The sequence below is a fragment of the Microcoleus sp. D3_18_C4 genome, from assembly GCF_036702355.1.
In the GTDB taxonomy this organism is placed as follows: Bacteria; Cyanobacteriota; Cyanobacteriia; order Cyanobacteriales; family Microcoleaceae; genus Microcoleus.
The window spans coordinates 1-12,840 of record NZ_JAUBTF010000002.1 but is presented as its reverse complement, the minus strand read 5'-3'; the positions used below and the strand labels follow the sequence as shown (position 1 = coordinate 12,840).

14 protein-coding genes are annotated in these 12,840 nt (G+C 47.1%); 9 read left to right on the top strand and 5 right to left on the bottom strand.

Going from position 1 to position 12,840, the window contains the following annotated elements; genetic code table 11:
* The first annotated feature begins 2 nt into the window (after positions 1 to 2).
* The 3 genes from QUA90_RS00995 to QUA90_RS00985 all read left to right on the top strand — a co-directional run bounded on the left by QUA90_RS00995 (position 3) and on the right by QUA90_RS00985 (position 2,005).
* Positions 3 to 593 (top strand): C39 family peptidase, encoded by a 591-nt coding sequence (locus tag QUA90_RS00995; protein ID WP_333326350.1) that lies wholly within the window; start codon positions 3 to 5, stop codon positions 591 to 593.
* 157 nt (positions 594 to 750) lie between these two features.
* On the top strand, positions 751 to 1,629 hold the full coding sequence (locus QUA90_RS00990) for a peptidoglycan-binding protein (protein WP_333326352.1): 879 nt from the start codon (positions 751 to 753) through the stop codon (positions 1,627 to 1,629).
* A gap of 112 nt (positions 1,630 to 1,741) precedes the next feature.
* Complete coding sequence (locus tag QUA90_RS00985) at positions 1,742 to 2,005, top strand: hypothetical protein (protein ID WP_333443387.1); 264 nt, start codon at positions 1,742 to 1,744, stop codon at positions 2,003 to 2,005.
* A 136-nt stretch (positions 2,006 to 2,141) separates the two neighbouring features.
* On the opposite strand, the gene QUA90_RS00980 is transcribed toward QUA90_RS00985, so the two are convergent.
* Together QUA90_RS00980 and QUA90_RS00975 are read right to left on the bottom strand one after the other, a co-directional pair.
* A complete protein-coding gene (locus QUA90_RS00980) occupies positions 2,142 to 2,423 on the bottom strand; it encodes a pentapeptide repeat-containing protein (RefSeq protein ID WP_333443385.1) in 282 nt (93 codons plus the stop codon).
* The gene (locus QUA90_RS00975) at positions 2,405 to 2,755 is read right to left on the bottom strand and encodes a pentapeptide repeat-containing protein (protein ID WP_333443383.1); all 351 of its coding nucleotides are present in this window, start codon (positions 2,753 to 2,755) and stop codon (positions 2,405 to 2,407) included. The genes QUA90_RS00980 and QUA90_RS00975 overlap by 19 nt, the downstream gene beginning before the upstream one ends.
* 74 nt (positions 2,756 to 2,829) lie before the next feature.
* Here QUA90_RS00975 and QUA90_RS00970 point away from each other — a divergent pair, with 74 nt between their 5' ends.
* From QUA90_RS00970 to QUA90_RS00950, 5 genes are all read left to right on the top strand, one after another.
* Positions 2,830 to 4,263: a hypothetical protein gene (locus tag QUA90_RS00970; protein ID WP_333443381.1), complete on the top strand. Its 1,434-nt coding sequence runs from the start codon at positions 2,830 to 2,832 to the stop codon at positions 4,261 to 4,263.
* Between the two features lie 397 nt (positions 4,264 to 4,660).
* On the top strand, positions 4,661 to 6,244 hold the full coding sequence (locus QUA90_RS00965) for a chloride channel protein (RefSeq protein ID WP_333443379.1): 1,584 nt from the start codon (positions 4,661 to 4,663) through the stop codon (positions 6,242 to 6,244).
* A gap of 62 nt (positions 6,245 to 6,306) precedes the next feature.
* A complete protein-coding gene (locus tag QUA90_RS00960) occupies positions 6,307 to 7,182 on the top strand; it encodes an Rpn family recombination-promoting nuclease/putative transposase (RefSeq protein WP_333443377.1) in 876 nt (291 codons plus the stop codon).
* 131 nt (positions 7,183 to 7,313) lie between these two features.
* The gene (locus QUA90_RS00955; protein ID WP_333084991.1) at positions 7,314 to 7,793 is read left to right on the top strand and encodes a J domain-containing protein; all 480 of its coding nucleotides are present in this window, start codon (positions 7,314 to 7,316) and stop codon (positions 7,791 to 7,793) included.
* A gap of 83 nt (positions 7,794 to 7,876) precedes the next feature.
* Positions 7,877 to 8,149 carry a DUF3143 domain-containing protein gene (locus tag QUA90_RS00950; protein WP_333039717.1) on the top strand — a complete coding sequence of 91 codons (273 nt, stop codon included), beginning with the start codon at positions 7,877 to 7,879 and terminating at the stop codon, positions 8,147 to 8,149.
* 323 nt (positions 8,150 to 8,472) lie between these two features.
* Here the strand turns inward: QUA90_RS00950 and QUA90_RS00945 are convergent, their stop codons facing one another.
* The 3 genes from QUA90_RS00945 to lysA all read right to left on the bottom strand — a co-directional run bounded on the left by QUA90_RS00945 (position 8,473) and on the right by lysA (position 11,782).
* A complete protein-coding gene (locus tag QUA90_RS00945) occupies positions 8,473 to 9,219 on the bottom strand; it encodes an isoprenyl transferase (protein WP_333216554.1) in 747 nt (248 codons plus the stop codon).
* Between the two features lie 20 nt (positions 9,220 to 9,239).
* Positions 9,240 to 10,133, bottom strand: a complete 894-nt coding sequence (gene cdaA, locus QUA90_RS00940; RefSeq protein ID WP_333084990.1) for a diadenylate cyclase CdaA — start codon at positions 10,131 to 10,133, stop codon at positions 9,240 to 9,242.
* A gap of 230 nt (positions 10,134 to 10,363) precedes the next feature.
* Positions 10,364 to 11,782 (bottom strand): diaminopimelate decarboxylase, encoded by a 1,419-nt coding sequence (gene lysA, locus QUA90_RS00935; protein ID WP_333443375.1) that lies wholly within the window; start codon positions 11,780 to 11,782, stop codon positions 10,364 to 10,366.
* A 125-nt stretch (positions 11,783 to 11,907) separates the two neighbouring features.
* Here lysA and rimI point away from each other — a divergent pair, with 125 nt between their 5' ends.
* Positions 11,908 to 12,555 (top strand): ribosomal protein S18-alanine N-acetyltransferase, encoded by a 648-nt coding sequence (rimI, locus tag QUA90_RS00930; RefSeq protein ID WP_333326364.1) that lies wholly within the window; start codon positions 11,908 to 11,910, stop codon positions 12,553 to 12,555.
* Positions 12,556 to 12,840: the final 285 nt, after the last annotated feature.

Sequence of the window (12,840 nt, the reverse complement as noted above, 5' to 3'; positions counted from 1 at the left end):
TTATGTCTATTAATCATAACGTTCCGTATTTCAGTCAAGAAGATAACGAGATTGAACCCTGGCGCACTTGCGGTGCTACAAGTTCGGCAATGTGTCTGAAATACTTTCAAGCTGCAGATTTAGGCCCCTTTGCACAGTACGAGGATGATGTTAAAAAACGTTTCGATCGGCTGGGAATAGATCACGGTTCTCCCGATGGCATCAAAAGATTGTTAGAGGGTTTAGGGTTGAGAGATAAGTTGACATTAAAGGGAAGTCTTTCAGACATCACTCGGTCTCTCGATTCTGGCGAGATCTGTATATTGCACGGTTTTTGGACGAATTCAGGTCACATTCTAGTTATTCGCGGTTATAACGCCAGTGGTGACTTTTTTGTGAATGACCCAGCAGGAGAATGGTTCCACTCAGGCTATCGGAAAAATTCCCGATTTTCACCAGATAACAAGGGCGAAAACAAGTTATACAGCGGTAAATTGATATCCTCCGCGGGCAATGCCTCTAGTTTGCGTGAAGCTTTATCTTTTTATGACAATTGGGACAGTAGCACGATCGAATCTACTGCAACAATGTGGCTGCATCGAATTTCTAAATAGCCGAAAAACTTACTGCGTTTGCAATTAAAATTGCGTCCGGTAAAGCCCCTGAATAAAAAAAGTTTGTAGTGAGGACTTTAGTCCGCATTTTTCCCAAACCTGCAACAAAAGACTGAAGTGCTTACTACAAACATCATTACTACTTGGAGAACTGAATATGACCATTAAAAAAGTCGAGTTACAAATCAATGACGGGATTATTGATAGCCCTCACCTGATTGACGAGGTAGAAATCCTGCAAAGGCGCTTGAAAGATTGGGGATTATTACCCAAAGATGCCAAAATTGACGGACTTTTTGGGTCTGTCACAAAAGCAGCAGTCGAACAATTTCAACGGATGCGCCCTGCTAATAAAAGCCAATTTGTCCCCGGCGGACTACAAGTTACTGGAAAAGTCGATCGCAATACCTGGGCCGAGTTGCTGAAGGTGAAGCCAGAAGAAATCGCAATAGTTAGTCGCACAGCTAAGATGTGGGATATGCCCGGTGGCTTTCCTGGCGTCGATCGTATTTTAGATATCGCTCAATCCCCGTCGGAAATTCGTCCCTTTGCTAAGAAAAATTTGCCTCTTATTCTCGATCGATGTCTCAACGATGGAGTTGTCGATCTAGGGCAAATTGCCTATGTTTTTGCAACGGCCCAACATGAATCCCTTTTGGGACGGTTCATGATGGAATTAGCTGATGGGTCGGATTATGAAGGTCGCGAAGATTTAGGAAATACTGAACCCGGTGATGGCCCTCGCTTTAAAGGCAGAGGTTTTGTCCAAATTACAGGTCGTCGCAACTATGAAAGCTGGAGTGAAAAACTGGGAATTAATTTGGTAGATAATCCTGAAAAAGCGGCTCTTCCTGAAATTGCTGCGATGATTATAGTTCGGGGAATGCGCGATGGTAGCTTTACGGGTGTAGGTTTGAGTAATTTTATTGTTGGCGCCGATCGCGATTTCTATAACGCCCGAAAAATAGTGAATCGACTGGACAAAGCCGACCTCATCGCGGAGTTCGCCCAGTCTTATTTCAACGCCATAGCCTAAACAGAAGTTGCCCCCTCCGTGGGGGAACTTCCACCTAAAAATTCAACAAGTAGGCATTCTGCCTGCCCGATGGTTACTTACCATTTCTATGTATATTTATGAGGTTAATCAAATGACAAATTCTTCTATGGTTGAGACTCAAGCAAACGATGCCGATCGCGGAAAAGATTTTGCACAAGTTTTGCAAGAGGATAATGGAAAATACTCGACAATGCGAGCTATGAGTTTGATTGCGCTGATTGCAGCGATTGTGTTTGGCGCAATCACAATAACTACCAAAAACGCTGATGGCAAAGAGATTACAACTGCTTTTTTAGCTGCTGCTTTTGCACCAAAAGCTATTCAAAGATTTGCAGAAGGTTCTCCGTCTAAGTAAAGTCTAGTTAAGTCGATCGCACCTCACCCCTTCATCTCCTCACCAAATAACCAGAAATGAAGGTTGCAGGTGCGATCGCCCTCTGCTCTGATTAATGACAACTGACAACTATCAACTGACAACTATCAACTGACTTTCATTCATGCCGCGTACCATCAGGCATCACCGCACCCTTTAAATCCGCCCCTTCTAAATTACTATCCAACAGCCAAGAATTTCTCAGATTAGCACCCTTCAAATTAGCACTTTCCAGATTAGCCATCCACAGATTAGCACCCTCCAAATTAGCCCCCTCCAAGTCAGCATTTACCAGAAAACTACCTTTCATAAAAGCACCTTTTAAGTTAGCCTTTTTTAAATTACTCCCTCCCAAATAAGCATCCTCTAAAAACGCATTTTCTAAATTGCTTGCTTCCAATTCGCCCCTACCAAATTGCTGCTTATCAGGTAAACCCCAGCCAAATTTGCCTGTTTCAAGTTAGCGTTTACCAAATGTGCGCTCCACAAATTGGCATCTTTCAGGTTGGCTTTTTCTAAATTGACGCCTTTTAGAAAAACTTCGCTCAAATTCGCCCCGGAAAGATTGCAACCTTGACATTCCCTCGCTGTCAGCAATTGCCCGACTTGATGCTTGACTGACGAACGGTTCGCTGCGAAAATTATTAAACCTGTAGTTGCTAAGGCAATAATACTAAAAGTTGCCAGCCCGATCGCACTTACAATCTTCCTTTGTCCCGCGCCTCGAAACATCCGCTTGCAGCCCCTAAAAATTTTTCGATAATTGTTCGTATTTATAACCTAGTTCCTTCCTTCCCCTTCCCCTTATGAAAAAAAAGTTAAAATTTAAATTCCTGACGATCGCACTTATTGTAAGCTTAGCAATAATCGGTGTCGGATGCGATCGCCTTTTCAAAAAACCCTTTCAACTTCCCGCCTCAGCCAAACAAGAACCCTGGCCCATTCAAACAGGCCTCCGAACAGCCATCGTCCGCGACAACATACCAACAGTCAACCGCGTAGTTTTAGTACCAGACGAAGCCACCTTCTTAGCAGCAATCCAAAAATGGAACCTCAAAGGAAACTGGCCTATTCTCATCGAAGACAAAAAATATGCGCCCATGTTTTTGCAGCGCTTTCAACCCGAAGAAATAGTCCGTTTGCCAAGCATCAAACAGCAACTGCCACAAAATCAAAAACTCCAACAATTAATGCTCAACAGCGCAGCAGCAGCTTGGAATGCCACCGATACTCAAACCTTAAAAGCAAAATGGAAGCAACTCGGCTGGGAACCCCCAGGAGTAGTAATCACATCAGAAAACGACCCCGCACGCTCAGCAGCAGTTGCCTTAGCAGCCGCTCACGGTCAACCTTTAGTATTTCTAGAAGGCAACTTGGGAAAACCCAACGATACCCTCAATAACACACAGTGGAAAACTCTGCAACTAGCAGTTACAAAAGCCGTCGAATCAACCGGATATTTTTATTCTCAACTCGCAGACCCGATCGACACAATAACCATTGTACGCCAACTAGCAGTCAAATATCAATCTCCTGAAAAACCCGACGAACAACTAGCTGTTACCGACGGTTTGGGAAGACACCCCAACGGCGAACGCTGGGCGGCTGTCGGCTGGATTTACGGCTCGGAAGTGCGATCAATCTATCAAGCCATGTGTGCCATATTTCTCGATACCGAAACAGCCATGCTTTATGACAGTTACCCCAAGGAAGGAAATTGGGCCAAATATGAAATGGAGGAAGCAGCTAGCGGACTAAAAACCATAGGTTTAAATGTCGAAGTAGTGCAGAAACCAGAATCTAGCCTGGAAAAGTGGCGGAGTTTAGCCTCAAAACCGTGGACATTTGACTTAATATTAATGAATTCCAAGGGCTATCCAAAATCATTCCAAGTCGGCAACGGCGACGCATCAGTTAAAGACATACCAAAACTCCAATTTCCCGCAGCAATCCACATGATCCACAGTTGGTCAGCAGCCGCCCCAGATGACACAAACACCGTTGCCGGAAGGTGGCTAGAAAATGGTGCTTACGCCTATGTCGGCAGCGTCAACGAACCTTTTTTATCTGCCTTTATTCCACCTAAATTAATGGTCGATCGCCTAAAGCGAGGAGCACCCTTTTTAATCGCAGCACGCCAGCTAGAATCCCCACCCTGGAAAGTCGCCACCATCGGCGATCCGCTAATGTCGATCGCCAAACCCAGACCAAGAATCCCGCCCACTCAACAACCGATGTGATATTATCCGCGATGGAGGGATTTAAAATTGGAGCTTTGAGATTGGTGGTTTTAAGATAAAATCTCAAATCGCCAATTCTTTAATTTGAAAGTTGTTTTTTACTGAGTTATATGATATTACCCGTTCACTGATGCGATCGGCCTAACCACCCACAGGGTAAATATAGTTAATTAGCATTATCGCCAGAGTGTATCTAAGTTTGACTGTAACTGAGTATACAATGACCTAAAATCTGCTGACTCTCAGAATCAGTCATTCCACCCCAGCGGCCAGCCCAAAAAATTTACCCTAAAATACGCCTTAATATAAGTTGTCAATTCCCCTAAAATCACTCAAAATGAAAATAAGAAATAAATTGTAATATTATATAACTTCTCACCGAAGAATTAACCGCTAAATGAGAGCCATCCCTCCTGTGGATCTGCCGCCACCCGGGCCAACCGCAGCAACTCCCCAAGCCTCCCGACTAAGCCCGCTATTCAACCGCCTGCACCCCAGCCCAGAAACCCTCCTGCTCATCCTCTCCCTAGTCATCGGGGGAGTTACGGGCGCAGGCGTCGTCACATTTCACTACCTCATCCACTTCATCCACAGCCTGATGCTGGAAGACTTCATGGGGGCGATCGCGTCGAAAGGCTCTTGGACGCTAGCCTGCATTCCCACCCTCGGCGGAGTCATCATCGGGCTGATGCGGTGGCGGTTTCGGGACTTTGGCCCGAATATGTCTTCCTTAATTGCAGCCACCCGCGGCCTGCAAGAACTCTCCCCCCTTAAACCCATCACCAAAATGGTGGCAGCCTCAGTTTCCCTCGGCACCGGCGCCTCCCTCGGCCCGGAAGCCCCCAGCGTCGAAATCGGCGCCAACTTTGGAATGCTGCTGGCTCAAGTCTTACAGCTCTCCCCAGAACGGCAGCGCTTGCTCCTGGGCGCCGGAGCTGCTGCAGGTTTATCCGCCGGGTTTAACTCTCCCATCGCCGGAGTCTTCTTTGCCTTAGAAGTCGTGCTCGGCAGCACCTTCGCTACTTCGTCAGTCAGCGTTGTCTTGCTCTCCGCCGTAGTTTCCGCGCTCATCGCTCAAATCTGCTTGGGATCTCAGCCAGCCTTTTCTTTGCCAGTCTACGATGTCCGCAGCCCCCTAGAACTGCCTCTGTACATGGGATTGGGACTTTTGGCGAGCGGAGTGTCTCTAGCCTACACAGAAGCAATTCAATTAGCCGAGGGCTGTTTTCAAGGAAAAGTCCGAGGATTTGCTTGGCTCGGACGACTGCCCCGGCCGCTTCACCCGATCATCGGCGGGGCCTGTGTCGGCTTAGTCGCCCTACAATTGCCTCAAATTTTGGGTGTCGGCTACGAAACAGTCCAAGCAATGCTCCAAGATGTTAAATTTTCCTTGCCTTTGCTGCTGCTGCTGCTGTTTGTCAAACTGGCGATGACCGCAATCAGCCTCGGCAGCGGTTTAGTGGGCGGAATCTTCGCTCCGGCGATGTTTTTGGGAGCTTCCCTGGGTTCGGCTTACGGCCTCTTTTTGGAAATGCTGCCGGCAATGAGCGATCGAGTCGCAGGCCCTGCCGCCTACGCAATGGTGGGAATGGCCGCCGTCCTCGCCGGCAGCGCCAGAGCACCGCTGACAGCCATCCTGTTGATGTTTGAATTAACCCGTGATTACCGGATTGTCTTACCTTTGATGGCAGCAGTCGGATTGAGCGTTTGGCTGGTGGAGTGGGTAAACCGTCGATCGACAGCCCACAGCCTCAACCTTCAGCAAATGGGCGTAGACGTGGCTGTCAATACACCGATCACAGCCAGAGAACAGTTGCAAGATTGGGAAGATGTTCTGGGCGATCGCATCGTCACAGAACTGATTTCTTGCCAAATTCCCACAGAGGGCGAACACAGGGACGATGAGCCTGTACTGGCGATCGCCAATTCACATTTGCCGGAAAATGTCAAACCATTACCTGAAACAAAATCAGCAGTTTGACGGCTCTCAAATCGGGTTGTTTCGCCACCAAACCGATAACCTTAAAGCTAAATCTGACAACTATGATATTTATCAACCCGAAAACGGATTACGCCTTCAAAAAAATATTCGGTTCCTCAGAAAGCAAAGATATTCTAATTAGCTTTCTCAACGCTCTAATTTATGAAGGCAATCCCACCATCCAAGACTTAGAAATTATCAACCAGAATCTGCCGAGGCAACTTGAAAGTTTAAAAGATACTTACCTCGATGTCACAGCCAAACTAGACGATGGCACCTTAGTCATTATTGAAATTTTAGTTCTCAACGTTCAATATTCTGGCAATCGGGTGTTGTACAATGCAGCCACAACCTACGCATTTCAATTGCAAAGAGGAGAAGGCTATCGAATGCTCAAGCCATTAATAGCTTTAACCATTACAGATTTTGAAATGTTTCGCAACAGCCCTAACTTAATTTCGAGATTTGTGTATAAAGAAGTTAAAAGCAATTTAAACTATCCCGAAGATGCCATGAAGTTAGTGTTTATAGAATTACCTAAATTCCATAAACAAGCAAGTCAACTAGAAACTTTGACAGATAAATGGATATATTTCATGAAATATGCCAGAATTCTCTCAGAAGTTCCCGAAACAATCGATAGCGTACCGGAAATCCACAAAGCATTCGATCTTGCCAATCAAGCCCGGTTAAGTCGGGAAGAAGTAGAAGTTTTGGAACGCAGGGAACAGTTTATTCACGATCAACAGGGGGCAATTATTAAAGCTTTTGAAGAAGCAAGACAGGCAGGAATACAGGAAGCAAGAGAGGAAAGAAAACGAGAAGAAACGCTAGCGATCGCCCGACAATTACTTTCACAGCTAGATAATGCCACGATCGCCCAAGTTACGGGGCTTAGCGTTGAGGATGTGCAGAATTTGCGCTCGACCAATTCATAGTTGAAAGTGGGCGATCGTACCTTGAGCCGATCGCCCACCCTCAACCCCTCGACATCGCAGACAGTGGCGCGACCCTCAAATCTGCTCTAAAATAATCAAAAATTATAAACAACAAGCCCAGAGGCGCTGAGGTGACTCCTAACGAGGGAACGGCAAACAGCAAAAGTCAGAAAATACCCGGCAAAACCCCCTTGGGTTCTAGTTACTACAGCTTGTTAGGGCTGCATCCTTCCGCATCGCCGATCGAAATTCGGCGATCGTACCGGGAACTGAGCAAACTCTACCATCCCGATACCACCGAGCTGCCGCCCTCCGTCGCCACCGCCAAATTTCAGCAGCTCAATAACGCCTACGCCACCCTCAGCAACCCAGAACGTCGCCTCGCCTACGACCTCAAAATAGGCTATTCTCGTCTGAACGTGATTCAGTCGCCCCCAGGCTTCAATACTCCGGTTTCGGGATCGGGCAAAAAAACTTCCAACTCCGCTTACCTAGATCCCACGGATCGACCCCTTTCCCCCGGAGAAATGTTCGCTCTGTTTATCATGGGAGCTAGCTTAATCGGATGTTTGGTACTGGCGATCGCGATCGGCTTAATTCGTGGCAATTAAAGCCTCAAATCCCAAATCTCTAATCTCAAATCGGAAATCCTCAATCCGAAATCCCCAATCTAAAATCTCAAATCTAAAATCCCATGACTCTTCCTTCCGCTGACACTCCTTTGTACAACCATCCACTCCCGGAAATCGAGCAGTGGCTAAAAAGCCGTGGCTGCCAGCAAGATCGGCGAGAACTCCACTGCTGGCAGATCGAGCAACTTACATGGAAAGCAGAACTCTCCCTCGATATCGACCAACTCACCGTCCGCTACATCGATGCTGGAGCCGACGGCCAAGATATTCAGCGAGCATTCAAATACTCGCTCTCACGTCAGGACATTGAAGCGGCCGTTTTCTCCGGCCCCTAATTTGATTTTAGATTTTAGATTTTAGATTTTAGATTTTAGATTTGTCCTCCAATCTCACATCTAAAATCGTTATGTGGAGCAGGAGATGAGTGAAATTGGTATGAGATTTTAGATGGGGAATCCAGGTAAAAAGCATCAACCCTGCAAACATTTACATGGGATTGCGATCGTCCCGGTCGCTCTATTATGCTGTGCAGGACGCTCGCAGGTGGCGTAAAAACGTTTTTTACTTTTATGGAGATGCTCCCTCAGAATCCACACCTACTGGGAAACTGAAAAATCAACCAAAAAATCTAAAATCTAAAATCCAAAATCCAAAATCGTTACACTTTGCCAAATCGGCGGCTGCGCTTCTGATAATCAGACAAAGCGCGGTGAAACTCCGATCGATCAAAATCCGGCCACAGCGTCTCAGTAATGTAAATTTCCGAATAAGCCATTTGCCATAGTAAAAAGTTGCTCAACCGCATTTCCCCACTCGTCCGGATTAGTAAATCCGGGTCACAAACATCAGCAGTATACAAATAGCGTTTAAATAAAACCTCATCAATCTCCTCCGGCTGCAACTTGCCCTCTTGCACCTGAGTGGCGATCGCCCGACAAGCTTGTACAATCTCCTGACGCCCCCCGTAATTCGTCGCCACAGTAAACAAAATCCCCTGATTGTGCTGAGTTGCTGTCACAGAACGCTCGATTTGCGCCTGCAAAGACTTCGGCAAAGCCTGCAAATTCCCCATAAATTGAATTTGCACGTCCTCGTCCACCATCTCCCGCAATTCTTGCCGCAGCTTACCCTCAAACAAACTCATTAAAAAATCCACTTCCCCGGCAGGCCGCCCCCAATTCTCCGTCGAAAAAGCATAGGCCGTTAAAGCTGGAATCCCCCAATCTTTGCAGCAGCGCAGCAGTTCCTTCAGAGTGCTAGCTCCTCGGCGATGCCCCGCAATCCGCGGCAACCCCTTCTTCTGAGCCCAGCGCCCGTTCCCGTCCATAATCACTGCTATGTGCTTAGGCAGTAGTTCCTGTTGCAGATCCTCCGGCAACTTTTCCAAGCAAATTCCTTGACTCATGGTTTCTCCCGATTACCCGACTAACGGCGCAGTATCCGTTTTAATAGCGTCACTCCCTTCAATCCTATCTGGCGTCCGAGATTGCCGATCGGAATTGGAGCCACAGCTCTTTCTCCCTCGGACGGAAACAGCTTTGCTTCCAGCAATTCCTTAAGTTTGTTGCTAGTCAAAGGTCGATTTAAAAGTCCCATCTGGGCTAAAGAAATAGAACCCGTTTCCTCGGACACCACCACGCACAGGCAAGCTTGCACCCGTTCCGTAATCCCCATTGCCGCCCGGTGGCGGGTTCCCAACTGCCGCGACGCAGTGCGATCGGACAAAGGCAAAATTACCCCCGCCGACACGATCCGCGAACCTCGAATCAAAACAGCTCCGTCATGCAGCAAAGTTTGCGGCTGAAAGATAGTCTGCAACAATTCTTTAGAAACTTCAGCATTTAGCTTTAATCCCGGCACAGAAAAATCTCGATCGTCGATCGGAGAATCTGTTTCTATAATTAGTAAAGCGCCCGTGCGGTTTTGCGAAAGTTCTTTTACTGCGTCCACAATTTCATCTATTACGCTGTCCGGTTCGGGATTGGGTCGGCGATCGCGTCCAAACAGTTGCCGAAATTCCCCCCGACCCAATTGTTCCAGAAATCGGCGAAACTCCGACTGCAATATTACCGCCATTGCCACAGCAGAACCCGTCACCAAGCTGTTGAGGGCAACGTGCAACAGCCTCAATCCAGCCCAGTTGCTCACCGCCGCCGCCAGCATCAAAATAATAAATCCCCGTACCATCCACAGCGTTCTGCGCTCGCCAACAATGACGAGCACCAAATACGCAAGGGCAAAAACCAGTCCAATATCGATCCCTTGAATCAATAAGGACTGAACCAGGGCCAAGTCAAAGCCAAATTGTTGATTGTTCATGGTTCATCGAACGCTACCGCCTGTGAACCGCGAACCGTGATGCACTCGAACCCGTGAACCATGAACAGTTGTTATAAGGAATACGCTGAAAATCCCCGTGTTTTTAGACCGGGGAGTGTCAATCCAATCGTGTGACTGAACAAGGCAAAAGTTAAAAGTGAAAAGGCAATCATCACTAAGTAAACATGGATTATCTTTCTTTTAACTTTTAACTTTTAACTTCTAAGTTTTTACTTTTGAGCTCCGAGTCGTTCAGGAAGGCGGTCAAGCCTTAGCAAATCCTGGTAAGTTTCCCGCTGTATAATCGTGTTAACTTCCCCATTTCTCACTAAAACCGCTGCCGGTCTGGGTACTCGGTTATAGTTAGAAGCCATGCTGTAATTGTATGCTCCCGTAGCCGTCACCACGAGGACATCTCCAGGCTTACACTCTGGCAACTTAGCATCTTTAATCAGAATATCGCCTGATTCGCAGTGTTTGCCAGCAACTGTCACTGTTTCCGTTAAGGGAGCAGACATTTGGTTGGCTGCGAGAACTCGATAAACTGATTGGTAGGTAATGGGACGCGGATTGTCCGACATACCTCCATCCACAGCTAGATACGTCCGCATTTGCGGAATGACTTTTTGAGAGCCAACAGTATAAGCAGTGACACAGGCTGTACCGACGAGCGATCGACCCGGTTCGCAAAGCAATTTTGGTAATGGCAATTGCTGCCGCTCGCAAGCTGCTACCACTGCGGAGCAAATTGTACGAGCCCAATCTTCTATGCTGGGAGGATCGTCCGCTTCAGTATAGCGAATGCCCAACCCGCCGCCAATATTAATTTCTGTGGCTGGTAAACCATAACTCTGTGCTTTTGTCAAGGCCTGAATTATGACTTCAGCTAAATCGTCATGGGGTTGCAGTTCAAAAATCTGAGAGCCGATGTGAGCGTGTACTCCCACGCAAAATAACGACGATTGTTGGCTGATGAATTCAAAAACTCGATCGAGGGAATTGGGATCGAAGCCAAATTTACTGTCGATTTGACCCGTTTGAATGTACTCGTGGGTGTGACACTCAATTCCAGGAGTAAACCGCACCATAACTCGTGTCGGCCCGCCTGTCTTGCTGCTGACACCCAATTTTCCCAACTCTGCTAGAGTCTCCAAATCAAGCCAATTGTCGGCTACGGTAACGCAGCCGCTTTCGACAGCGAGCTGGATTTCCTCGCGGGATTTGTTGTTCCCGTGAAAGTAGATTTTGTCGGGATTCACACCAGCTTGTAGTGCTGTGTGGATTTCTCCTGCAGATACCACATCTATCCCTAAACCTTCCGAAGCGGCGATCGCGCAAACTGCCAAACAACTCCAAGCTTTAGAAGCATATAGCACTTGAGATTCGCCCGGATAGTACCGTTTAAAAGCATCTCGGTACTGGCTGCTTGTGGCCCGCAGCGTTTCTTCATCTAAAATGTACAGTGGCGAGCCAAATTGCTCCACCAAAGCTGTCACCTCGCAGCCTCCGATTTCCAACCGATCGCGACTGTTAACACTGGCTGTCAGCGGTAAAAGTTCTTGATTGGGCGATCGATTTTGCAGGGCTTGTTGAGACTCAGACAGATACTTAAGTCCCGATTCTACCCCGATCGATTGAGTTGATACCATCTCGCAATAACTATCCTTACGGTCTTTCTCAGTGTACAATTGACCGCAAGCAATTGGGTCATAAGGGCCCAGATTGATGCTTTTGAGTAATTTTAAAATCTAAAATCTAAAATCTAAAATCCCCTGTGCGTTTTATAGAAATTAAACATCTCGCCCCAGAACACCTGCCTAGCGCGGTAGAGCTCGATCGACTTTGTTTTGGGGGACTGTGGACTTTAGAAGGCTACAAGCGCGAGTTAGAGAGTCCTAACAGCGATTTATTAGGTTTGTGGACGTGGGAAACTGAGGACTGTGAATCAGATCCAAACCGGGCGGGCACGGGGACACCGCCCCTACAGATTCCGGCGGGCACGGGGGCACCGCCCCTACAGATTCCGCCAACTCTCATTGGTATCGGTTGTTTGTGGGCGATTTTAGAAGAAGCTCACATTATAATGCTGGCAATTCATCCTCAGTTTCAACGTCATGGTTTGGGACAAGCTCTGCTTTTGGCTTTGCTAAAATCGGCTTGTGACAGACAATTAGAGCGCGCAACTTTAGAAGTGCGGGATTCTAATTTAGCGGCAGTTTACCTGTACAAAAAGTTTGGTTTTAAAGAGGCTGGACGGCGCAAGCGATACTACGAAGACACAGGAGAAGATGCTCTGGTAATGTGGCGCAGCGGTCTGGAAAAACCGGAATTTCAGCAATATTTGGCGGTTGAGAAAGTGCAGATGTGCGATCGGCTGCATCAGAAAAATTGGCATTGGGCGATCGATAGTTTTGAGTTTTAAATGTAATTTATTGAGTCTTTAACTTGCATTGAGAAATAATGGGTTACTCGATATAAATTTAGTTCAAAATCCTCATAGGCAATCAACTTCAGCATGGGAAGAAACCTCTGCCTGCACGATCATACTTACCGCTTTGCTTCGCGCTCGTTTGAACCGTGCAGAGTATAGTCTGAGCCAAACCCCTCGGAGTGTAGCAACACTTACTAATCATTCGTAACAAGTTAAGCTTGGATGGCAGTTGTCAAGGGGATTTGAGAAGATGCTTCAAAGAAAAAGTAGTCAGAC